The organism is Aeromicrobium sp. Leaf291, assembly GCF_001423365.1.
GTDB lineage: Bacteria > Actinomycetota > Actinomycetes > Propionibacteriales > Nocardioidaceae > Aeromicrobium.
The window spans coordinates 418,543-439,834 of the sequence record NZ_LMNM01000003.1; the positions used below are offsets into that span (position 1 = coordinate 418,543).

Here is a 21,292-nt window from a genome sequence, read left to right on the forward strand (position 1 = left end):
ACGGGGGGATGGGGTGGGATCAGAGGACGCGGCGGGCCGGCTCGTCGAGGTGCACCACGTCGGCCACGGTCACGTCGACCCGGCTGACGGTGACGCCGACGAGGGTGTCGACCCGCTCGGTCACGTGCTCACGGACCCGGTCGGCGAGGGGCGCCAGCGGCGTGGGCCAGACGGCGGCCACCTCGACCTTGATGCGCGACGTCTCGCCGGCCACGACGGCGTCGGCGTGCGGCAGGCCCTTGCGGACCAGCTTCGTCCAGCCCTTGCGGGTGTCGACGACGGCCTCGATCTCCGAGGCCGCGATCGACGCCACGCGACTGACGACGCCGTCGGCGATCGTGGTGCGGCCGCGCTCGGCCGGTGCGGGCAGGTCGTCGCGCCCGACGGGCGCCTGCACGTCAGCCACGGTCCCGGCGTCCGAGGATGCCGGACAGGTCGACCTCGCCGTCGACGTGGCCGCCGACGAGGTAGCCCGCCGTTCCGAGCACGAGGGCGAACAGGAAGCCGGCGAAGCCGCCCGCGGCGGCAGCGATGGCGAGCAGGAGGCCGGCGATGAGGCCGACGGTGGAGGTGGTCATGTCAGGTACTCCTTCGTGGGGCCCGCCGAGGCGGGCGATGGGGGGAGGTAGGGGTCAGATGTCGAAGTAGCGGCGGCGTCGAGGGGTCGGCACCCGGGCCGTGACGGCACCGGAGACCTGTCGCAGCACGCGCCGCGCGGTCGTCCAGGGCCGGTGCATCGACTCGGGGAGGAAGTCCGGGACGTCCCGCAACGCGTCCTCGCGGACGCCGAAGCGGTGGTCGAGCGCGGCGAGCCGGGCCTGGAGGACCTCGGGGTCTCCCCCGACGTCCGGGTGGTGGCGGCGCACCAGGGCGCGGCGCTCGCGGCGCCACTGCTCGCGCAGCGAGGAGTCGACCGGCCCCTGGTACGGCCTCTCCTGCGCCCCGGCGCCGCCGCTCACGGTTCGGTCGTCCGTGCGGGGACGACGTCCTCGACGACGACCTGCACCGGTGTCCCGACGACTGGGGTCACGGCCGAGCGGACGGCGTCGGCCAGCTCGCGCAGGGGCGAGCCCATGGCGGCCACCACGTGCACCTCGGTGAGGTCGTCGCGGATGCGGATGCCGGTCACCCGGCGGCCCGGGAGGTACGTGCCGACCTCGCCGAAGGACCCGGCGTGCAGGTCCGCGACACCGGGCACCGCGAGGGCAGCCTCGGCCGCCCGCTCCGCCGGGGTGGACGCTCCGTCGTTCGCGGAGGCGTCCTCCCCGACGCGCGCGGCACCGGCGTGACCGGTCGGGTCGGGGGCGCTCACTGGACCCGCGGCTCGCTGCTGGTGCTGTCGTCGGCGGACTCGTCGGCCTCGATGTGGATGTCCTGCACCTCGATGTTGACCTCGACGACGCTCAGGCCGACCATGCGCTCCACGGCGTTGATGACGTTCGTGCGGATGCCCTTCGCCAGGTCGGCGATGGAGACGCCGTACTCGGCGACGAGCTGGATGTCGATCGCGGCCTCCTTCTCGCCCACCTCGACGGAGATGCCCTGCGAGTGGTTGGTGGAGGAGCCGGGGATCCGCTCGCGGAGCGCGCCGACGGCGCGGGCGGTGCCGCCACCGAGCGCGTACACGCCGGTGACCTCACGGGTCGCGATGCCGGCGATCTTGGAGACGACCGTGTCGGCGATGGTCGTACGGCCCTGCGTGCTCTCGAGCTCGCTGGAGGTCGTGGTGGTCTTGGCGATGGCCTTCTCGCTCACGTCATCATTCCTGTTCTGGAGTTCGTCGTTGATCGGACACAGGTGAGACGGGGTGACCCCGCCGATCGTCACGCCGCTGTGAGGCACGTCACCTGGGACGCGACGTTTCGGCGGGCGGGGCCCGCGGGCCGGTGCCACCATCGACGAGGCGACACCACCGTCGCCACGTCGAGACGCGGGAGCCAGCGGTGCACGGAAGCCAGGCGTCGACGTCCGGACCGACCGGTCCCGACGCTGCCGACGACTCCGCCGGGTCCGGCGGGAGCGACCTGGAGGCCGTCACCGACAACGCCCTCGCCCGCCGTGCGGGGCTGGGCGACCGGGCGGCCTTCGAGGAGCTGTTCGACCGACTGTTCCCGGGCACCCTGCGCTACGCCACGCGTCTGCTCGACGGCGACGAGCGGGCCGCCGAGGACGCGGTGCAGGAGGCGTGGGTCAAGGCCTGGCGCGCCCTGCCCGACTTCCAGGGTCGCTCGAAGGTGCAGACGTGGCTGTTCACGATCGTCCAGCGCGAGGCCTACGAGCGTCGGCGCCGGACCCGCCCGCTCGCGGTGGACGACCAGATCCTCGAGCCCCTCGCCCGCGGCGGCGACGCGGCACTGGGGGCGGCGCGGCGCAGCGACCCCGAGGGCGAGGCGATGCTGCACGAGCTGTGGGAGACGTTGACGCTCGCTCTCGGTGAACTACCGTGGACCCAGCGGGCGGCGTGGACCCTGCGCGAGATCGAAGGATTCTCGTACGCGGAGATCGCGCACGTGCTCGACACGACCCCGACCGTGGTGCGCGGACAGCTGCACCGCGCTCGACGCACCCTGGCGATCCGGATGGAGCAGTGGCGATGAGCGGGATGGAGGCAGTACCCGACGGCATCGACCTCGCCCAGGGCGAGGCCGCCCTGGCCCTCGCCGCGGCCCAGCTGCGCACCCTCCCACCACCGACGCGGGTCGTGGCGGTCGCCGATCGCGTGCTCGAGCGGGCGCTGGCCGCACCCCGCCGCGCCGTCCTGGTGGACACCGTCCACGACGACCTGCGCGTCTCGTCGGTCGCGATCGTCGCCCTGCTGCGCGAAGCCCTCGACACGGGCCTGACCGACGCCGCCGTGCGCCGAGTGACGCTCGACGTCGGCCCCGACGCCGTGCTCGCGGGCGTCCGCGTCGAGCTGGTCGTCCGCTACCTCTCGTCGGTCCCCGACATCGCGGACCGGGCCACGGCGCTGACCCGGGCCACGCTGACGGACGTGCTGGGCGACGGTCCTGCGCCCGGTGCGGCCGACGTCGTGCCGCACGTGCACGTGGGCGACGTGACGCTCGGCGACCCGCGCCTCGTCGACCCGGTCGACGAGGACCTCGAGCCCGCATGAGGCAGCTGACCGTCCACCGCCACGTCGACGTCGCGCCCGACGTGGTGTGGTCGCTGCTCGTCGACCTCGACGCCTGGCCGCGCTGGGGCCCGTCGGTGCGGCGCGCCGCGCTGGAGGGTGGCGGCGAGCTGGGGCTCGGTGCCCGCGGGCACGTGTGGACGGCGGTCGGCGTGCGCCTCCCGTTCGAGGTCACCTCGTTCGACCCCGGTCGTTCCTGGGCCTGGCGGGTCGCCGGCGTCCCGGCCACCACCCACGCCGTGCGATCCGACGGCGACGGGTGCCGCGCGAGCATGGGCGCTCCGCTGTGGGCGCCGGCCTACCTCCCCGTGCTGGCTGCCGCCCTCGTGCGCATCGACCGGATCGCGGACCGGCCGATCCAGTAGTCGGGTCCGTCCGTCAGGACGGATACGGGTCGTCGGCGAGCAGACGGGCCAGGTGGGCACCGTTGGCCGCCGCCGTCCTCAACGTCCGCAGCGGTGCCTCGGGCGTCTCGTCGAGGTCGTTGTAGTCCACGGTGTGCATCGCCTCGCCGTTCCAGTAGGTGCCGCCCTGGGCCGGGATCGTGCAGCCCACGTCGTCGAGGGCCTGGTAGAGGTCGGCCGTGATCTTGTGCGCGCCGTCCTCGTTGCCGACGACGCCGACGAGCGCGACCGTGCCGTAGAGGATCGGGTTGCCGTCCTCCCGCGTCTCGGACAGCTCGGCGTCCAGCCGCTCGAGGACCCGGTTCGCGACGCTCGACATCTGGCCCACCCACGTCGGCGTGACGACCACGAGGATGTCGGCGTCGAGCACCTGCCGCCGGATGGTGGGCCACTGGTCACCGTCACCCATGTCGGTCTCGACACCGGGTCGGACGTCGTGGTCCACGACGCGGACCATGCTCCCGGTCACGTCGTGCTCGGCGAGGGCGTCGAGGAACTGCTGCGCCATCAGCGCGCTGCTCGAGGGCGCGTCGCCGGGCTTGAGCGTGCAGTTGAGGGCCAGGGCGGTGAGGGTCATCGGTGGTGCTCCCGTCAGAGATCGATCGCGACGCCGTCGTGTCGACGACGTCGCCGGAGGCGTACCCCGCTGGTCGGACGCCATGCGCGTCGCCGGAGGTGCGGTCGGGCAGGCGGCACCGCAGCATGGAGGCAGGGGGCGTCGACCGGACGTGCGCCTCACACCGAGGAGGAACCGTGGACCGACAGAACCTCGCACGCGTGGCAGGCACGTCCGCCGCCGTCACGACACTGGTGCAGGCGGGCACCGCGGCCGTCGCCCTGCCCCGGGGACGTCGCGACTACGCCGACGGCGCATGGGGGCCGGGCCTCGCGGCCATCGCGCTCACGAGTGCCGTGGTCGGGAACGGCGACCGACGTCGGCGCTGGGCCCTGGCTGCCGCCACCACCGCCTGGGCGGTGCGGCTCGAGTCGCTCATGCTGCCGCGGCTGGTCGGCAGCGACGAGGAGGACCCCCGCTACACCGAGTTCCTCGAGGGCGGCTCAACCGCGACGGCCGGGCTCAAGGTGTTCGTGACGCAGGGGCTGGCGCAGCTGGTCGTCTCGGCACCGCTGCAGGTGGCCGCAGCGAGCACCCTCCCCCGGACCTCGCGCCGGTACCTCCTGCCGGTCGGCCTCGCCGTCATGGCGATCGGGACGGTCGTCGAGGCGCTCGCTGACCGGCAGAAGGACGCGTTCAAGCAGCGCGACGACGACGAGAAGCCCGACGTGCTCGACACCGGGCTGTGGGGCGTCTCGCGCCACCCCAACTACCTGGGCGACTCCGTGACGTGGGACGGCGCGTGGCTCGCCGCGGCCGCGTCGGCGCCCGCAGGGTGGACCTGGCCCGCACCGGTCGCCATGTCCTACTTCCTCATGTACGCGACGGGCGCCAAGCGCACGGAGCAGCGCTTGGAGGACCGCCCCGGCTACCGCGACTACCAGGACCGGGTGCCGTTCTTCTTCCCCGACCCGCGACGGCTGCTCGCCCGCCTGCGCGGGTGACTACCGGACGACGACCTCGCGCGTCCGGCTCGCCGGCACGACCAGGCTGTTGCCCGAGTACTCCAGCGTGTACCGGTGCGTGCCGGGCTCACGACCACTGACCGTCAGCGAGCCGACCCCGTTCGTCAACGACGCGATCGTGCCGATCTTCACGTCGTCCTCCAGCACGGCGACACTGCCGGACGGACGCGACGTCCCGACCACCACCACCTTCGCGGTCAGCTTCACCTTCCCGCCACCCAGCACCGTCGTGGTGTTCGACATCGACGGAGCGCGCTTGACCACCACGGACTCGGTCCGCTCCGCCTGGGTCCGGTAGCCCGTCCGCGAGGCCTTGACGACGAGGAAGACCTTCTTGCCCCAGTCCGCCGAACGGAGGAGGTAGGTGGACCCACGCTGACCGGAGATGGCGGACCCGTTCCGGTACCACTGATGGCTCCACGTCAGGCCGGACGGCTTCCAGTAGCCGAGGTCACGACCGATCCGATCGCCCACCACCGGGTACCGAGCTGCAGCCAGCGTCGGCCGCCGCACGACCTCGATGGTCCCGATCAGCACCGCCTTGGTGGCCACAGACGTGGCGGTCGCGATCGCCTCTCCCCCACGGACAGCCGTGACCTTGACGGTGAGCTTCTTGCCGAGCGTGCCGGGGCTGGGCGTGTAGGTGGCCTGCTTGCCGGCATCGATCGCGACGCCGTTCATGTACCACTGGTACCTCAGCGAGACGCCCTCGTCGGACTCCCAACCGTCCAGCGACGCCTCCAGCGGTCGGCCCACCTGCGGGTTCGCGCTGCTGATGGTCGGACGAGGAACGGTGGTGGGCGGTCCGTCGAGATCGATGGTGCCGACGTCGTAGGACGAGTCGGAGGAGACCTTCACCTCGAAGCGGGCTGCGTCGGGCTGGTCCACGAGGGTCCCGTTGCGCAGTCCCACCCGGTAGCTTCCCGAGGGCACGTTCGACGTCGCGCCCAGCGTGAACCGCGGTGACGACGCGGTGAGGGTCTGCTGGTCGATGGCGTCGCCCTGCGCGTCGTAGAGCGTGGCCACCAGACCGTTGATCCGCGAGGGACTCTCGCTCGTGACGGTCCCCTGGACGAAGCCACCACCCCAGAGCGGCAGGTCGACGTCGCTCGCCGTGCCATCGGCCGCGACGGTGACCGCCGTCGCCTGGTCGACGCGGTCGGCGTCCTTCCAGTAGGAGTCCAGGACCTTGAAGGCCGGGTCGCTCCCGTGCAGCGTGACGAGGTAGTCGCCCGCCGGGACGTCCAACGTGTATCGCCCGAACTCGTCGGTCGTCGCCGTGTCGACGACCTCCGCACCGCCCGCGAACGACTTCGCCGTCACCCTCGCCTGCGGCGTCGGCACACCGCCGCCCTCGGTGACACGACCCGTGATGGTGCCCGTGGCGACGTCGCCCTCCGCGCGCACCGGCGCCGCCGTGGACGGACCGGCCAGCAGCGCCAGCCCCGTGAACGTCGCGACCGTCACGGCCACAAGTGATCGGACCTGCATCATGCTCCCCCTCGGGCGCAGGCACGGCGCCCACGTCTGGGGCGATCCTACAAGTTCTGCTCCGCGCCGTCAGCGTCTCAGCGCAGGGAGTAGGTGACCACCGAGACGGCCGTGTACTGCGCGACGAACGCCAGGACCGTGCACAGGTGGAAGACCTCGTGGAAGCCGAACGTCTCCGGCGCCGGGTTCGGTCGCTTGGTCGCGTAGACCACGCCACCCACCGTGTAGACGAGCCCGCCGAAGGCGATGAGGCTGATGGCCGTCACGTTGACGCCGGTGCTGAAGCGCGAGGCTCCGTCCACGAACGTGGGCAGGAACGGCACGATGATCCACCCGAGCGCGATGTAGAGGCTCGTGAAGACCCAGCGCGGCGCCTCGGTGAACAGGATCCGCAGCACCGAGCTCACGACCGCGACGGACCAGACGACGCCGAGCAGCCACGCCCGCGCCCCGCCCTCCAGGTAGAGGATCGCGAAGGGCGTGTAGGTCCCGGCGATCAGCACGTAGATGTTGGCGTGGTCGAAACGGCGCCAGAACGCCCAGATGCCGACCTCCCAGGTGCCCCGGTGGTAGATCGAGGAGACCGTGAACAGCAGCAGGGCGCTCGCGACGTAGATCGCGGACCCCCAACGGGTCTCGGTGGTCGGCGACAGCACGATCAGCACCACGCCCGCCGCCAGCAGGAGGGGCACGAACCCCGCGTGCATCCACCCGCGCAAGGAGGGCTTGAGCTCGGCCAGCTTGTCGGCCATGCCTCGCGTGCGCCGGTCCACGGGTAGGGCGTCGTCGTCGGTGCTGCTCACGGAAGCTCCTCCTGGTCGAGACAGCGCGACACGTCGTCACGCACCGTGGACAGCGACGGTGGGACCACCGTAGGCCACCAGCGCGTCAGGGCTGGTCTGCGCTGGAGCAGGCGCTGTCCGTCGTCACCGTCAGGACCCCGTCGCTGACGTCGACCTGCAGCGAGGCCAGCGTCTCCGGGTCGAGGTAGCTCAGTCCGGTCACGGCCTCGCCGTCCTGCTCGACGTCGCGCTCGACCAGCCCGGCACGACGGGCCGCCGCGGCGACGTCCTGCCGGTCGTCCTGGGTGTAGCGCTCGCGGGGCGCGTCGTTGGTCCAGGTGAGGATCCGTTGGTACCCGCCGTCGGCGCAGTCCCGGATGGTCGGGTCCTGCGAGCTCCAGTCGTCGTCCTCGCCCAGGAGCCGCTGCACGTCGGCCTGCAGCCGGTTCTGCCGACCACCCGCCTCGCGCGACAGATCGGGCCGGACCGACGGCGTGACGGTGGCGACCGGCTCGTACTCCTCGTCGTCGTCGCGCTCGGCGGTGACGGCGGTGACGACCACGCCCACGGCGATGACGACGGCGACGGTCACGACGACGAACGCGATCGCGAACCGGTTGGGGTGTCGCGTGCTGAAGGGCAGCAGGCCGGGGAACTCGCGCTCGACCGTCGCGGCGTCGAGCGGCTCGGGCGCCGAGGCGTGGTTCGGGAGGTGCCTGATGATCGCCTCGAGGTCGTCCTCCGACCACATCTCGACGTTGAGGCGGAAGGGCCGCCCCGTCCCGTCGACGACGAGGTACGGGACCTCGAACCCGTGCTGGTAGGTCAGCACGAGCAGGCTGCCGCGCAGGTGCTCGTCCACCGCCAGGACCCGCGTCCGCCCGTAGCTGCGGAACGTGACGTGCGTCCGCGAGACGGTGACCGTGTGCTGCGACGGGAGCGTCAGCCGCCAGACCACCACCCCGAGGAGCGTGACGGCGGCGGTGACGCCGACCACCCACAGACCCGCCTCCAGGCCGATGCCCCTCAGGCCGACGAGGCCCACCGGGAGGACCACGGCGACGGCCGCGAGGGAGCTGCGCCGACGTGCCTTCGTCGTCGGGGCGCGGTGCCCCCGGTCCGGCGCGTACCGGATGCTCCCGTCGGGGAGGGTCGTGCGGCTCATCCTCGTCCTCTTCCGCTGCTTCCAGAGCACTCCGCGCGGTGCCGGGATCACGCTCCCACGGCACCGTCCTCCGCGCAGCGCGCCCCGCCGATCGTCCACGCGGCGCGGCCCGAGGACCGAAGCAGAAGATCAGTCGTCGTCGGCCCAGTGGCCCTCGATGACGCCGTTGCGGACGATGTCGTCCGCCACGTCCCTCAGGCGTCGACCGCTCGCGTGCGCCTCGCGTGCCAGCACGGCGAAGGCCCGCTCGGGCGCCAGTCGGTAGCGCTGCATGAGCATCCCCTGGGCCTGGCCCAGCGCGATGCGCGAGGCCACCACGCTCTGCACGGACTCGAGCTCCTCGGCGGCGGTGAGCGCCACCGCGACCTGCGCGGCCACCGCCAGGGCCGTCGCCTCGTCGTCGACGTCGAACGCATCGGGCTGCGATGCGTAGAGGTTCATCGCCCCGAGGGTGTCCTGCGTGACGAACAGCTGGACGCACAGCATGCTGCGGAACCCGAGCTCCTCGCTCGCGCGACGCGACCACCCCGGCCAGCGCTCCTCGGTGCGCAGGTCCCTGCTGCGCACCGTCTCCTGCTGGTGGATCGCCTGCAGGCAGGGACCCTGGCCGAGCGCGTACTGCAGTGCGTCGCCGCGGCGGCAGCGTTCGTCGGTGGCAGCCGGCGTGTCGATGCTCCGCCCGTGGTGGACCATCGAGATCCCCGCCGCCTCGGCCCCCGCGACGAGCGCCGTCGCCCCCTCCACCGCGACGCCCAGGGTGCTCGCGAGGTCGGGCGACTGGCTCATGTCGCGCGCCAGGTACGAGAAGCGGTCCCACAGGTCGTCGGGCATCCTCCACCATCGCACCGACGGAGCGGATCACCTACTCGCCGACGTCGGCACCACGACGCGCGCGCCCCGTCTCGGCCCCCTACGTTGGACCGATGGCCTCTCGCAGCGACACCGACCTGCACGGCCCGGATCTCCACGGCACCGATCTCCCCTCCGGGTCGTCGGGCTGGATCCGCGTCCGCGGGGCACGCGAGCACAACCTGCGCGACGTCGACGTCGACCTGCCGCGCGACTGCTTCGTGGCGTTCACCGGCGTCTCCGGGTCGGGGAAGTCCTCGCTGGCGTTCGGGACCGTCTTCGCGGAGTCGCAGCGTCGCTACTTCGAGTCCGTCGCTCCCTACGCGCGACGGCTGATGGCGCAGGTGGGCGCCCCGGAGATCGACACCATCGAGGGACTGCCGCCGGCTGTGGCCCTGCAACAGGCACGCGGCGGCACCAGCTCCCGGTCGACGCTGGGCACGCTGAGCTCCCTGTCGGACGTGCTGCGTCTGCTCTACAGCCGGGCGGGCACCTACCCCGAGGGCGCCGAGCACCTCCCGGCGTCGGCGTTCTCGCCGAACACGGCGGTCGGCGCCTGCCCCACCTGCCAGGGAAGCGGCGTCTCGCGGCGCACCACCGAGCAGCTGCTCGTCCCCGACCCGTCGCTGTCCATCGACGAGGGCGCGATCGGCGTCTGGGCCAGCCGTGCCTGGGTCGGCCAGAACGTGCGGCGGATGGTCACCAAGCTCGGCATCGACGTGCACGCCCCCTGGCACACGCTCCCCCAGCGCGACCGCGACTGGATCCTGTTCACCGACGAGGAGCCGCGCATGCTCCTGCAGGGCAACAAGCAGGGCGAGGCCAGCGCGTACCACGGACATTGGTCGTCGGCGGAGAAGTACCTCATGCGCAACCTCGCCAAGACGCAGTCCCCCGCGCAGCGCGAGAAGCTGGAGGCGTTCGTCGCCGACGGTCCGTGCCCCACGTGCGACGGCAAGCGACTGCGGCCCGCTGCCCTCGCCGTCACCTTCGCCGGGATCGACATCGCGGACATGGCCGCGCTCCCGCTGTCGCAGGTGTGCGCCCTGCTCGACGGCGGGCTGGCCGACCAGGCCCGCGGCACCGACCGCCACGGAGCAGCCGCGGCGTCGGCGGCACGCTCGCTCGTCAAGGACTTCGGTGCACGCGTGGAGTCGATCATCTCCCTCGGCCTCGGCTACCTGTCCATGGACCGCTCGAGCACCGCGCTGTCCCCGGGCGAGCTGCAACGCGTGCGGCTCGCCGGCCAGCTGCGGGCCGGCCTCTTCGGCGTGCTCTACGTGCTCGACGAGCCGTCCGCCGGGTTGCACCCGGCCGACTCCGCCGCGCTCTACGACGCGCTGCGCGACCTCGTCGCCGCGGGCAACTCGCTCTTCGTGGTGGAGCACGACCTTTCCATCGCACGCCACGCCGACTGGGTGGTCGACGTCGGCCCGAGCGCCGGGGTGCTCGGCGGGCACGTCGTGCACAGCGGCCCGCCCGCGGCGCTGGCCGACGTCGAGGACTCCGCCACGGCGGACTTCATGTTCGACCGGGCGGAGCCGCCGGCCCTGAGCGCGCGGACGCCGGCCGACTGGATCGACTTCGATCCGATCTCGCTGCACAACCTGCGCGACGTCGAGGTACGACTGCCGACGGGTGTGCTCACGGCGGTCGCCGGGGTGTCGGGGTCGGGCAAGTCGTCGCTGCTCACGGCCATGGTCGAGCAGCTGGAGGCCGCTGCGGCCGATCCTTCGGCAGAGGGCCCGCAACGCATCGTCGTCATCGACCAGAAGCCCATCGGTCGGTCGCCGCGCTCCAACCTGGCCACCTACACCGGTCTGTTCGACCCGGTCCGACGCCTCTTCGCGGCCACCCCCGAGGCCAGGGAACACGGATGGACGGCGGGGCGGTTCTCCTTCAACGTCGACGCAGGCCGGTGCCCGACGTGCGAGGGCGAGGGCTTCGTGGCGATCGAGCTCGTGTTCCTGCCGACCAGCTACTCCACCTGCCCGACGTGTGGCGGATCCCGGTACGACCCCGAGACGCTCGAGGTGCTCTACCGCGAGCGCGACATCGGGCAGGTGCTGGCCATGACCGTGCAGGAGGCGTCGGACTTCTTCGCCGACGTGCCCGCCGTGCACCGCGCGCTCACCACGCTGCTCGACGTGGGCCTGGGCTACCTCACGCTCGGCCAGCCCGCCACGGAGCTGTCCGGGGGCGAGGCGCAGCGCATCAAGCTGGCAACCGAGCTGCAGCGACCACGCCGCGAGGGCACGGTCTTCGTGCTCGACGAGCCCACCGGCGGGCTGCACCCGGTGAACGTGCGCGACCTCGTCCGCGTTCTGGAGCGTCTGGTGGAGGCGGGTGACACCGTGGTGGCGGTGGAGCACGACATGCAGGTCGTCGCCGCCGCCGACTGGGTGATCGAGCTCGGCCCCGGCGGCGGGGACCGCGGCGGCACGGTGGTGGCCGCGACGACGCCCGCCGAGCTGCTCGACGTGGCCGACAGCGTGACGGCGCCGTACCTGCGCGCAGCGGTGGAACGAGGCTGAGCGGCTGCGCCGAGCGGGCTCACGTGTCGAGGGGGTCCTCGGGGATCAACCGACGGGCGACGATCGTCTCGGCGACGTCGCGGAGCTTCTCGTTGCGGTGCTGGGACAGACGGGTCAGCAACGCGAACGCCTCCTCCTCCTGGATGCCGTGTCGCTCCATCACGATCCCCTCGGCCTGACCGATCCGGGTCCGCGAGACGAGAGCCTCCCTCAGCTGCTCGACCTGCCGGGCCGCGGCGATCGCCGCGGCGGCGTGGGCCGCGAAGAACGGGATCTGCGCGACGTCGCGCTCGGTGAAGGCGTCCGCCCGCCGGGCGTAGACGTTGAGCGCTCCAACCCGCCGCTGCTGGGTGGTCATGTGAGCCGACAGGATCGAGCGGAACCCCAGCTGCTCGGACACGGGCTTGGCCCAGCGGGGCCAGCGCTGGTCGACCCGGAGGTCCTGCACGTGCACGACCTCCGTCTCGCGGAAGCTCTCCAGGCACGGCCCTTCGCCCAGCTCGTTCTGAAACCGGTCGGCAGCGTCGAGGTCGGGGTCGGTCGCGCCGACCGTGACGATGTGCCCGTCGCCGAGGTTCAGCGACACCGCGCAGCCGTCGGCACCGTCCACCGCCGATGCGACGTGCTCGGAGAGCTTCGCGATGACCTCGTGGGAGCTCCCGCTGCCGGAGGCGTCGGCGGCGATCGCCGCGAGGGTCCGGTTGAGGTCGTAGTGGTCGTTCTCGTTCTCGTTCACGTGCTGCTCCAGCGATCTTGCGGTCCGCGCCCGCCTCTGTGCCGAAGCGCGCTCGGGACACAATCTAGCGAGAAGCGTCTCGGCCCGTGCCGCGTGTCCGGACGAGGGCACCGGTCCGCTCGCCCGGACGGAGTCGGGGCCGTCCAGGCAAGCGGTCGGATCCGGAGCCACCCCGCCCCCGCCGAGGCCGCGCCCGCCAGGGCGCGGCCCCGCCCGGTCAGCCCTCGCGTCGGCGCAGGACGCCCGTGCCCACGGCCAGACCGAGCATGCCGAGCAGCAGGAGCCACCAGGCCGGCCCACCCGTGCTGGGCAGCAGTCCGCCGGGCAGCAGACCGCCGTCCTCCGCCGGCACCGTCACGGTCGCGTCGTCCACGCTGGCGTCGCCGCCGAGCCCGCCGGAGGACACCGACGCGACGTTCGTGACCGTCTCGCCCGCGGCCGCCGTGAGCGTCGTGCGCAGCTCGATCTCGCTCGTCTCGTCGACGCCCAGCCGCCCGTCGTAGGTGCAGGTGGCCCGGCGGCTGGTCGTCTCGCACGTCCAGTCCCGGCCCGCAGCCGACACGAGGGTCAGGCCCTTCGGCAGGGCGTCCGTGACCACGACGTCGGCCGTGGTCTCGGTCGGTCCGGCGTTGTGCACCTCCAGCGTCCAGACGGCTGTCCGGTCGTCCTGCTCGGCGAGGGACTTGTCGATCGACACGAGCGCGGACCCTGCGACGGGCGCCTCGACCGTCGACGTGTCGTCGTCGGTGTCGGTCTGCTCGCTCGGCGTCGCGACCCGCGCCGTGTTGACCACGGTCGGGTAGGCCGCGGCGCCGACGTCGACCGTGAGCAGCACCGAGCTGGACTCGTCGAGCACGAGACCGTCCTCGTCGACGCAGGTGACCGTCCCCGCATCCTCCGCGCAGCGCCAGCCCTCACCCTCGGCGGACACGTAGGTCAGGCCGGCCGGCAGCGTGTCGGTCACCGTGACCGGGCCCGGGTCGGCGGTCGGACCGTCGTTGCGGACGGTCAGCGTGTAGGTCCCCTGACGGCCCACGGTCAGCTCGCCCTCGACCTGCTTGTCGATCGAGAGGTCCACCAGTGCAGGCACCGTCACCTCGTCGACGTCGCGGTCGTTGCCGCTCTCCGGGTCGGGTGTGGAGGACGAGACCGTGGCCACGTTCCCGACCGCCGGGTACGCCCCGGGCTCGACGGTGGCGACCACCGTGATCGGGTCGGCGTCGGTGTCGACCGCGAGCGGCTCGTCGAGCGTGCAGGACGCGGCGTCGTCGTCACAGGTCCACCCCTCCCCCGAGATCGACTCGAGGGTGAGTCCGTCGGGGAGCAGGTCCGCCACCTCGACGTCACGCGCCTCCGACGGTCCGTCGTTGCGGACCTGGAGGGTGAACTCCAACGGCGAGCCGACCGTGGCCTCGCCCCGGTGCGACTTCGTGATCGACAGGTCGGCCGATCCCGTCGGCGTCACCGTGTCGCGCGCCTCGTCGTTGCCCGACTCCGGGTCGTCCGTGTCGCTCTCGACCGTGACGACGTTGACCAGCTCGTCGCCCGAGGCGTCGGACGCCACGTCGACCGTCATGACCAGGTCCGGCGTCGACGCTCCCGCGGCGAGCCCGGCGGTGGGAGCGAGCTCGCACTCCACCGTCTGGCCCGCGGTGGCGACCGGCCCCGCCACACAGGTCCAGGGGCCGGGCGTGCCGACGTACGTCATGCCGGGCGGCAGCTCGTCGGTGAGCGTGATCGGCGACCGCGCGTCCGAGGGTCCCTCGTTCTCGACGCCGATCGTGAACGCGAACGGGCGGCCCGCCACGGGGGTGCCCGTGTGGGTCTTGGACACCGCGAGGTCGGCGTGCGTGGTCACCGAGACGTCGTCGGCATCGGTGTTGTCCTCGTCGTCGTCACCCGGCGTCGTGGTGGTGACGGTCGCGGTGTTCGTGATCACCGTGCTCGCGTCCACACCGCTGCCGACCTTCGTGACGAGGGTCAGCGGCGGGGCGGCGCCCGGGGCCAGGGTCGGCCGCGAGCAGCTGAACGCGGCGTCGGACGTCTCGCACGTCCAACCGTCTCCGGCGACGGACGTGACCGTGAGGCCTGCCGGCATCGTGTCGGAGACCGTCACCGCGTCCGCGTCGGACGGGCCGGCGTTCTCGACCCCGAGGGTCCAGGACAGCTCGGCTCCGGCGTCGACCGTGTCGACGGCGGCGGTCTTGGTGAGGGACACGTCGGCCTCGTCGACGACGACCGTCGGGTCGCTGTCGGTGTTGTTCGAGACGTCCGTCTCCTGCGGTCCGCTCACGGCGACGCTGTTGACGAGCGTGGCGGGACCGGCGTCGGCGGCGACGTCGACCGTGAGCGTGAACGACGTGGAGGCGTCGTCGGCGAGGCCACCGGTGCGTGAGCACGCGACGTCCTGGCCCGTCTCGTCGGCCTGCCCGGCCTCGCACGTCCAGCCTCCGCCGGAGACGTCGGCGAAGGTCATGCCGGCGGGGAGCCGGTCCTCCACCGCGAGCGGGCCGGGTGAGTCCGACGGGCCGCGGTTCGTGACCTCGATGGTGTAGTCCAGCGACGTCCCGGCCGTCGCGTCGCCCGTGTGGCTCTTCTCGACGGTGTAGTCGGAGTCCTGGTCCGGCACGTTGCCGTCGACGGCCTCGGAGCCGTCGGGGTCCTCCTCGGCGACGGCCTTGGCCGTGTTGACGATCTCACCGGTCTGGTCGGATCCGACCTCGACGTCGATCTCCACGCTGGCACTGCCCTTCGGGGCGATCGAGCCGCTCAGCGTGCACGTGACGGTGCCGGCGTCCTCGTCGCAGGACCACCCCGTGCCCCGGGCACCGCGGTAGGTCAGGCCCTCCGGCAGCGTGTCCGTCACCGTGACGTCGGTGGCCGTGGACGGCCCGGCGTTGGCGACACCGATGACGTAGGTGCCGGTGGCACCCGCGACCAGCTGGGTGTCGCCCTCGACCACCTTCGACGTGGTGAGGAGCGCGGTCCGCGTGGGCGTGTCCTCGGCGGAGTCGCGGTCGTTGGCCGAGGCCGTGGGGGTGACGGGCTCCGGCGTGGCGCTCTTGACCGAGGCGACGTTCTCGACGGCGGCCGTGCGGTCGGCGGGGACGTCGACGGCCACGACCAGCTGCGGCGCGGCGGCGTCCCGCGCGAGGTCCTCCTCGGACGTGCAGGTCACGACGCCCTCGGCCTCGTCGCACGTCCAGCCGTCACCCTCGGCGGAGACGAAGGTGGTGCCGGACGGCAGCGTGTCCTTCACCGTCAGGGGGCCGCGAGCCGTCGACGGACCGAGGTTGGTCACGTCGAGCGTCCACGTGGCGGTCTGGCCGGCCACCAGGGACCCGCTCAGCTTCTTGGCGACGGCCACGTCGGCGAGGGCGGTGACCGGAACCGTCGACGTCGCGGTGTTGTTCGTCGTGACGGACTCGAAGACCGAGCCCTCGACCTCGGCGCTGTTGGTGATCGACGCCGTCGTCCCGAGGTCGCTCGGGACCTGGCCGGTGACGGTCACGACGGGCAGCGTGCCCCCGACGGGGACCGGACCGGCGTGGCGGCACGTGACGTCCGTGGTGCCCACGGAGCAGCTCCAGCCGGTGCCGGAGGCCGTGTAGCCGGTCAGCTCGTCGGGCAGCTCGTCGGTCAGCACGATCTCACCCGTGGCGGCGTCCGGACCGGCGTTGCCGACCGTGAGCTTCCAGGAGTAGGGACGACCCGCGACGAGCGTCCCGTCACCCTTCTTCTCGAGGGTGAGGTCGGCCCGGTTGATCTGGGCCTCGGCCGTGGCGTCGGGACCGGCGTACGAACCGGTCTTGCTGCCCGTGGCCCCGGTGGCGTCCTTGACCACGATGGCGGCCGTGTTGACGTGCGGGACGCTGCTCCCCGACCCCGGCGAGGTCGTGGCGTCGGCGGTCGGCCGCGCGGTGTAGGTGATCACGACGTCCTGGCCGGGCGCCACGGGGCCGAGGGCCGGCCACGTGAGCACCCGAGGGTCGTCGTCGCCGACCTGCGGTGGCGTCGGCTGCGCCGTCGCCGAGCCGATGCCCACGGTGGCCGAGCTGCCGAGGACCCAGTTCGTCGGGAGCGTGTCGGTCACGTCGACGGTGGCGGTCGCGGCGCCGGTGTTGCGGACGACCACCCGGAAGGTCTTGTCCTTGCCGACCTCGGCGGTGGGGCCGCCGACGACGCTCTTCTGCACGGTGCCCTTGGGCAGCTGCGGCGTGACGCTTCGGGTCGTGGACGGTCCGGTGTAGGTGCGACCACCCGTCGCGCGGCTCTCGTAGCCGGCGATGGTGGCCGTGTTGACGAGGGCGCTCCCGTCGAGGGTCCCGCTCGCCGCGAGTCGCGCGTCGTACGTCAGGCGCCGGCTGTTGCCGGGCGCGCCGACGGTCAGCTGCGGGAGCCGCCACGTGATGGTGCGGGTGGCGTCGTCGTAGCTGCCGTCGTCGGAGATGGTGTCGGTGTCGACCACGACACCCTGGGGCACGCGGTCGGTGACGACGACCTCGAACGCGTCGCTGACATTGGTCCCACCGGGGTTGGTGGCGGTGACGGCGTACGTGAAGACCTGGCCGGGCTCGGGCGTCGCGTCGTCGACCGTCTTGGCCACGGCGACGGTCGGCTGCCGGATGGTCACCGCGGCGGTCCGCTGGGTGCCCGAGCGGGTCCAGGTGTGGCCGGCGCTCGTCGGGTCGGTGCCGTTGACCGAGCTCCAGCGCACGTTGGCGGCGTTGGTCGGCGTGGCGCCGGTGGTGTTGCCGGCGACGTCGGCGACCTTCAGCCGGTAGGTGATCGTATAGACGCGCGAGGCGGTGTCCGGCGCCAGGTCACCGAGGCCCCAGCCCACGGTGCGGCCCGACGCGGTCAGGGGCGTGGCGTCCGCAGGGCAGGTGGTGGGTGCGGTGCTGCGGGCGCAGGTGACCGTGACGTCGCTGAGCGACGAGAGGTCCAGCCCCGTGGGGACGGTGTCGGTGACGGCGGCGTCGAAGTAGTTCAGGTTCGGCGCGAACGTCGCCCGGACGGTGTAGGTGACCGTGTCCCCGATGGTCGGCGTCAGGGGCAGCACGGACTTGGTGAGCGAGGCGGACGTCGTGGTGACGGTCTTGTTCGCGGTGGTCGAGACCGTGGTCTCGGTGCTGTTGTCGTTGCGTCCGTCGTCGAGCGTGCTGCCGACGAGGCGTGCGTCGTTGCGGTACGACGCGCCACCGGCGGCGTCGACCGCGACCTTCGCGGTGTAGGTGAACGACCGGGACTCGGCCGGCTCGAGCGAGCCGACCGGCACGGTGATGTAGGTGAACGACGTCGAGGTGCACTGGCTGCCGGTCGCCTGGGCCGAGGTCGCGCCTGACGGCAGCGTCCCTGCGTCGAGCGTCAGCGCCAGCGGCAGGCAGTCGGTCAGCACCGCGTCGTGCAGCGGCACCGGACCGGTGTTCTCGGCCTTGAGCGTGTACGTCACGTCCTGGCCCGCACCCACCACGGAGGTCGGGTTCGAGGTCTTCGTCAGCTTGGGGACGGGCAGCTTGACCTGGACGTCCGAGGTGTCCTGCACGGACTCGGTGCCGGTGGCGTCGGCCGGTCCGGCGGTCGAGGTGAACGTGGCCGTGTTGGTCCGCGTCCCGGTCACCGTCGTGCCGGGAGCCACCCGGGCGGCGATCTGGAGCACCACCACTTGGTCGGTCTCCGTGGCGTTCGTGTAGGTGGCCGGGAACCGCACGCCGTGGTTGCCGTCTGACTCGATCGAGGCGGGCAGGGGTGCCGTGGTGGCGCTGCCCGCGTCGGGACGGAACACGATCGTCGAGCCGGTGACCTGCAGGTTCGCGGGCAGCACGTCCTTCAAGGTCGCCCGGTACACCGTGGTGCGCGCGGGGATGGTCGCCGTGATCGTGTAGTCGATCCCCTCGCCGCTCACGGCGTCGTGGTCGCCGTTGCCGGTCTCGGAGTCGACGTCGGTGACGTTGGTCTTCTCCACCTCGACCGCCGGGAGCCGCACGCTGGCGGTGTCCTTCGCGGGCGGGGCGTCCATCTGCGCTGCGGTGACGGCGGGGTCGATGTTCTCGCGCGGGTAGTGGGTGGTGCGGCCGTCGGTCCCGACGTTGGTGGCGGCGGCGAACGAGCGGACGCCCGCCGTGTTCACGTAGCTGCGGCCGGCGGCGGTGGTAGTGGGCGTGGTCGCGCGGTACGTGAGGGTGGTGGAGTCGCCGGGCGCGAGCGCCGTCGTGACGGTCCACGAGACGACCGCGACACCGTCGACGGTCGCGCACGCGCCGCCGTCGGAGATGGCGCTCACGTCGCCGCACGTGTACTGCGGGGGCAGGAGGTCGCGCACCTGCACGTCGTCGACGGCGCGCTCGTTGCCCTCCACGTCATCGGTGTCGCTGGCGTTGGTGACCTTCACCGAGAAGGTCGACACGTCGCCGTGGCGGACCTCGGCGTCGTCCACGGACTTCTCGATGGCGACGGTCGGCGGCGGCGCGACGTAGAAGGTCACCTGGTCGCGCAGCGACTGCGAACGGCCCTGCTGGTCCAGGTAGCGGAACTTCGCCAGGTTGCCCTTCACGTCCACGTCGGCGTCGCCGGGGGTCGAGACGATGCCGCTCAGGACCACCTCGAACACGGCGCCGGGCTCGACGAAGCGCTGGCCCGCGATCTCGTCCCCGATCGTGAAGACCGGGTTGCCGGTGGCCTCGGCGGTGGAGATCGTGACGTCGTTCGCCGCGGTGGGCGTGGCCGAGCCCGCCTCGTACACGACGCCGTCGGGCAGGAAGTCCGAGACGCGCGGGGCGCGGGTGGCGGTCGCGTCGGAGAAGTCGACCCGGATCTTGAAGCAGACCCGATCGCCCTTGCGGTACGACAGCACGGACTCGTCGCCGGCACGGTTGTCGATGTAGCTGGTGGCGGCGCAGCTCATCGGGGTGGCCTGCGTGCCCACCGTCTTGTCGAGACGGGGGCCCTCGGTGCCGATCGAGGCCTGGGACTCGTCGTTGACGGTCACCGGGTCGGTCCCGCTCTCGGACGCTGGCACCTTGGTGGTGCGGCCCTGCAGCGCCACCGTGTTGACGAAGCTGTCGCCGGAGCTGGTGGGCTCGGTGCTGCCCTCGTAGGCGCTGCGCATCCGCGCCTTGTAGGTGATCGTGCGGACCTGGCTCCGCTCGAGCTCGAACGGCGTGAACGCGATGCGGAAGCCGTCGGCGTCCAGGTCCTCGACGTCGGCGTAGGAGGCGCCGCCGGTGGGCGCGAAGGAGCCGCCTCGGGCGCACTCGACGGCCGAGGTGTTCTCGTGGTTCGTCTCGTCGTCGAGCGGGCACAGGCCGTTGGGCATGTCGTCGGTGAGGACCACGTCGGACGCGGTGGTGTACTCGCTGCCCTGGACGGACAACGTGTACGTGGCGACCTGACCCTGGACGAAGGTGCGCGGCGCGACGGACTTCTGGACGGCGACGTCCTCGGACGTCACGGTCACGCGCGCACTCGCGCTCACCGTCTTGTCGGCGGGGTCGCCCTCGATCGTCCCGGTGTACGTGCCGGTGGCGATCGCGCGGTTCGTGTAGGCCTTCTCGGTGGCGGTCTCGCGCGTCGGGGCACCCGTGTTGTTCGTCAGGTTCGCGGTCGCGGTGAACGCGCCCTGCGGCATGACGTTCTCGCGCATCGGGATGCCCGCGGCGTACGTCAGGGTGCGGCTGCCGCCTCCGGCCAGCGTGCCGCCGTCCCAGGTGACCTTGGTGTAGACCCCCGCCGGGTAGCCGGCGGGCAGGTCGGAGTCGACCGTCTCGACGGAGACCGGCGTCGCGCAGTCCGCGCCCGCGGACGGGGTGCCGGTGAGCCGCCCGGAGCCGGGGTACTCCTCGAAGCCGGCCGGGGCGTTGTCGACGCCGCCGCAGCCGAGGAACTCCAGGCCGGCGGGCAGGTAGTCGACGACCTCGACGTCGTCGGTGGGCGTCGAGCCGTTGTTGCGGACGCGCAGCGTGAACGTCGTGGGGTGGTCGTGCACACCGCGCAGGAGCTCGTGCTCCGGGCTCGGCTCGGACTTCGAGAGCGCGATCGCGCTCACCGCGGTGGTGCTCGTGGTCGTCGCCGACGCGGTCGAGCGATCCAGCAACGTGCCGGCCGGGGTGAACCGGGGCACGAGCCGCGGGTCGCTGTTGGCGTACACGTCCAGGTCGACCGGCACGGTGGACCCGACGGGGTACACGTCGGTGTCCGGCTCGGCGTCGAAGGCGAGGGAGACGCTGCCGGACCGCGCGGCGTCGTCGACGTTGCGCCACACGAGGGTCTGCTCGCCCTCGGCAGAGGTCCACACCACGGGGTCACCGACGCTGTCCGGACGGGTCGACCCGGGCACGTAGGTGATGCCGGCGGGCAGCACGGCCCGGAACGTGACGTTGTACAGGTCCTCGTCGCCGGTGTTGGTGGCGCGCAGCGAGTACGACACGTCCTCACCCACCAGCACGGGGTCGCTCGACGCGCTGAGCGTCATCGACTGGGCGGCCACGGCCGGCGCGACCGGGACGACGGCGACGAAGGCCGCGACCAGCGCGACCACGACGGCAGGGTGGACGAGCCGCGTACGCGGCATGGTGCGACGACGCACTGGCAGAGCTCCCTCAAGCACCCGCCGACTCCC

The 21,292-nt window shown here is 72.5% G+C and carries 17 protein-coding genes; 5 read left to right on the top strand and 12 right to left on the bottom strand.

Going from position 1 to position 21,292, the window contains the following annotated elements; all coding sequences use genetic code 11:
• Positions 1-19: 19 nt before the first annotated feature.
• Genes ASF35_RS15695 through ASF35_RS15715 form a run of 5 tightly spaced genes read right to left on the bottom strand, consistent with a single transcriptional unit; the run spans position 20 to position 1,755 of the window.
• Positions 20-406: an Asp23/Gls24 family envelope stress response protein gene (locus ASF35_RS15695; RefSeq protein ID WP_055969540.1), complete on the bottom strand. Its 387-nt coding sequence runs from the start codon at positions 404-406 to the stop codon at positions 20-22.
• Positions 399-578, bottom strand: coding sequence for a hypothetical protein (locus ASF35_RS15700; protein WP_055969542.1), 180 nt, complete (start codon positions 576-578; stop codon positions 399-401). The genes ASF35_RS15695 and ASF35_RS15700 overlap by 8 nt, the downstream gene beginning before the upstream one ends.
• Positions 579-632: 54 nt before the next feature.
• Positions 633-959 (bottom strand): hypothetical protein, encoded by a 327-nt coding sequence (locus ASF35_RS15705; protein ID WP_055969545.1) that lies wholly within the window; start codon positions 957-959, stop codon positions 633-635.
• On the bottom strand, positions 956-1,312 hold the full coding sequence (locus tag ASF35_RS15710) for a hypothetical protein (protein ID WP_082481374.1): 357 nt from the start codon (positions 1,310-1,312) through the stop codon (positions 956-958). Before ASF35_RS15710 ends, ASF35_RS15705 begins: the two co-directional genes overlap by 4 nt.
• On the bottom strand, positions 1,309-1,755 hold the full coding sequence (locus tag ASF35_RS15715) for an Asp23/Gls24 family envelope stress response protein (RefSeq protein ID WP_235492876.1): 447 nt from the start codon (positions 1,753-1,755) through the stop codon (positions 1,309-1,311). Before ASF35_RS15715 ends, ASF35_RS15710 begins: the two co-directional genes overlap by 4 nt.
• A gap of 188 nt (positions 1,756-1,943) precedes the next feature.
• Between ASF35_RS15715 and ASF35_RS15720 the strand changes: the two genes are divergently transcribed.
• From ASF35_RS15720 to ASF35_RS15730, 3 genes are read left to right on the top strand one after another with little or no spacing between them, the layout of a single operon-like run.
• Positions 1,944-2,597, top strand: a complete 654-nt coding sequence (locus tag ASF35_RS15720; protein ID WP_082481387.1) for an RNA polymerase sigma factor — start codon at positions 1,944-1,946, stop codon at positions 2,595-2,597.
• Between the two features lie 5 nt (positions 2,598-2,602).
• Entirely contained in the window at positions 2,603-3,115 is a 513-nt protein-coding gene (locus ASF35_RS15725; protein ID WP_055969549.1) for a hypothetical protein, read from the top strand.
• Positions 3,112-3,498, top strand: coding sequence for an SRPBCC family protein (locus ASF35_RS15730; protein WP_055969552.1), 387 nt, complete (start codon positions 3,112-3,114; stop codon positions 3,496-3,498). The genes ASF35_RS15725 and ASF35_RS15730 overlap by 4 nt, the downstream gene beginning before the upstream one ends.
• Positions 3,499-3,511: 13 nt before the next feature.
• On the opposite strand, the gene ASF35_RS15735 is transcribed toward ASF35_RS15730, so the two are convergent.
• Positions 3,512-4,114: a flavodoxin family protein gene (locus ASF35_RS15735; protein WP_055969555.1), complete on the bottom strand. Its 603-nt coding sequence runs from the start codon at positions 4,112-4,114 to the stop codon at positions 3,512-3,514.
• A 176-nt stretch (positions 4,115-4,290) separates the two neighbouring features.
• On the opposite strand from ASF35_RS15735, the gene ASF35_RS15740 reads away from it, so the two are divergent.
• Positions 4,291-5,097: a DUF1295 domain-containing protein gene (locus ASF35_RS15740; protein ID WP_055969557.1), complete on the top strand. Its 807-nt coding sequence runs from the start codon at positions 4,291-4,293 to the stop codon at positions 5,095-5,097.
• Here ASF35_RS15740 and ASF35_RS15745 read toward each other — a convergent pair whose 3' ends face one another.
• The 4 genes from ASF35_RS15745 to ASF35_RS15760 all read right to left on the bottom strand — a co-directional run bounded on the left by ASF35_RS15745 (position 5,098) and on the right by ASF35_RS15760 (position 9,387).
• The gene (locus tag ASF35_RS15745) at positions 5,098-6,585 is read right to left on the bottom strand and encodes an Ig-like domain repeat protein (protein WP_162239318.1); all 1,488 of its coding nucleotides are present in this window, start codon (positions 6,583-6,585) and stop codon (positions 5,098-5,100) included.
• Positions 6,586-6,686: 101 nt separating this feature from the next.
• Complete coding sequence (locus ASF35_RS15750) at positions 6,687-7,412, bottom strand: hemolysin III family protein (RefSeq protein WP_200931785.1); 726 nt, start codon at positions 7,410-7,412, stop codon at positions 6,687-6,689.
• Between the two features lie 85 nt (positions 7,413-7,497).
• A complete protein-coding gene (locus ASF35_RS15755) occupies positions 7,498-8,556 on the bottom strand; it encodes a hypothetical protein (protein WP_055969562.1) in 1,059 nt (352 codons plus the stop codon).
• Positions 8,557-8,685: 129 nt separating this feature from the next.
• The gene (locus ASF35_RS15760; protein WP_055969564.1) at positions 8,686-9,387 is read right to left on the bottom strand and encodes a GAF and ANTAR domain-containing protein; all 702 of its coding nucleotides are present in this window, start codon (positions 9,385-9,387) and stop codon (positions 8,686-8,688) included.
• A gap of 92 nt (positions 9,388-9,479) precedes the next feature.
• Here ASF35_RS15760 and ASF35_RS15765 point away from each other — a divergent pair, with 92 nt between their 5' ends.
• Entirely contained in the window at positions 9,480-11,939 is a 2,460-nt protein-coding gene (locus ASF35_RS15765) for an excinuclease ABC subunit UvrA (RefSeq protein WP_082495554.1), read from the top strand.
• A 19-nt stretch (positions 11,940-11,958) separates the two neighbouring features.
• Here ASF35_RS15765 and ASF35_RS15770 read toward each other — a convergent pair whose 3' ends face one another.
• Together ASF35_RS15770 and ASF35_RS15775 are read right to left on the bottom strand one after the other, a co-directional pair.
• Positions 11,959-12,675 (bottom strand): GAF and ANTAR domain-containing protein, encoded by a 717-nt coding sequence (locus ASF35_RS15770; RefSeq protein WP_055969567.1) that lies wholly within the window; start codon positions 12,673-12,675, stop codon positions 11,959-11,961.
• 217 nt (positions 12,676-12,892) lie between these two features.
• Positions 12,893-21,244 (bottom strand): isopeptide-forming domain-containing fimbrial protein, encoded by an 8,352-nt coding sequence (locus ASF35_RS15775; RefSeq protein ID WP_055969570.1) that lies wholly within the window; start codon positions 21,242-21,244, stop codon positions 12,893-12,895.
• Positions 21,245-21,292: the final 48 nt, after the last annotated feature.

What these genes read in the sequence shown, in the direction of transcription:
- ASF35_RS15700 (WP_055969542.1), bottom strand. Translation starts at nt 578, where the DNA reads ATGACCACCTCCACCGTCGGCCTCATCGCCGGCCTCCTGCTCGCCATC.
- ASF35_RS15765 (WP_082495554.1), top strand. Translation starts at nt 9,480, where the DNA reads ATGGCCTCTCGCAGCGACACCGACCTGCACGGCCCGGATCTCCACGGC.
- ASF35_RS15760 (WP_055969564.1), bottom strand. Translation starts at nt 9,387, where the DNA reads ATGCCCGACGACCTGTGGGACCGCTTCTCGTACCTGGCGCGCGACATG.
- ASF35_RS15725 (WP_055969549.1), top strand. Translation starts at nt 2,603, where the DNA reads ATGGAGGCAGTACCCGACGGCATCGACCTCGCCCAGGGCGAGGCCGCC.
- ASF35_RS15755 (WP_055969562.1), bottom strand. Translation starts at nt 8,556, where the DNA reads ATGAGCCGCACGACCCTCCCCGACGGGAGCATCCGGTACGCGCCGGAC.
- ASF35_RS15730 (WP_055969552.1), top strand. Translation starts at nt 3,112, where the DNA reads ATGAGGCAGCTGACCGTCCACCGCCACGTCGACGTCGCGCCCGACGTG.
- ASF35_RS15775 (WP_055969570.1), bottom strand. Translation starts at nt 21,244, where the DNA reads ATGCCGCGTACGCGGCTCGTCCACCCTGCCGTCGTGGTCGCGCTGGTC.
- ASF35_RS15735 (WP_055969555.1), bottom strand. Translation starts at nt 4,114, where the DNA reads ATGACCCTCACCGCCCTGGCCCTCAACTGCACGCTCAAGCCCGGCGAC.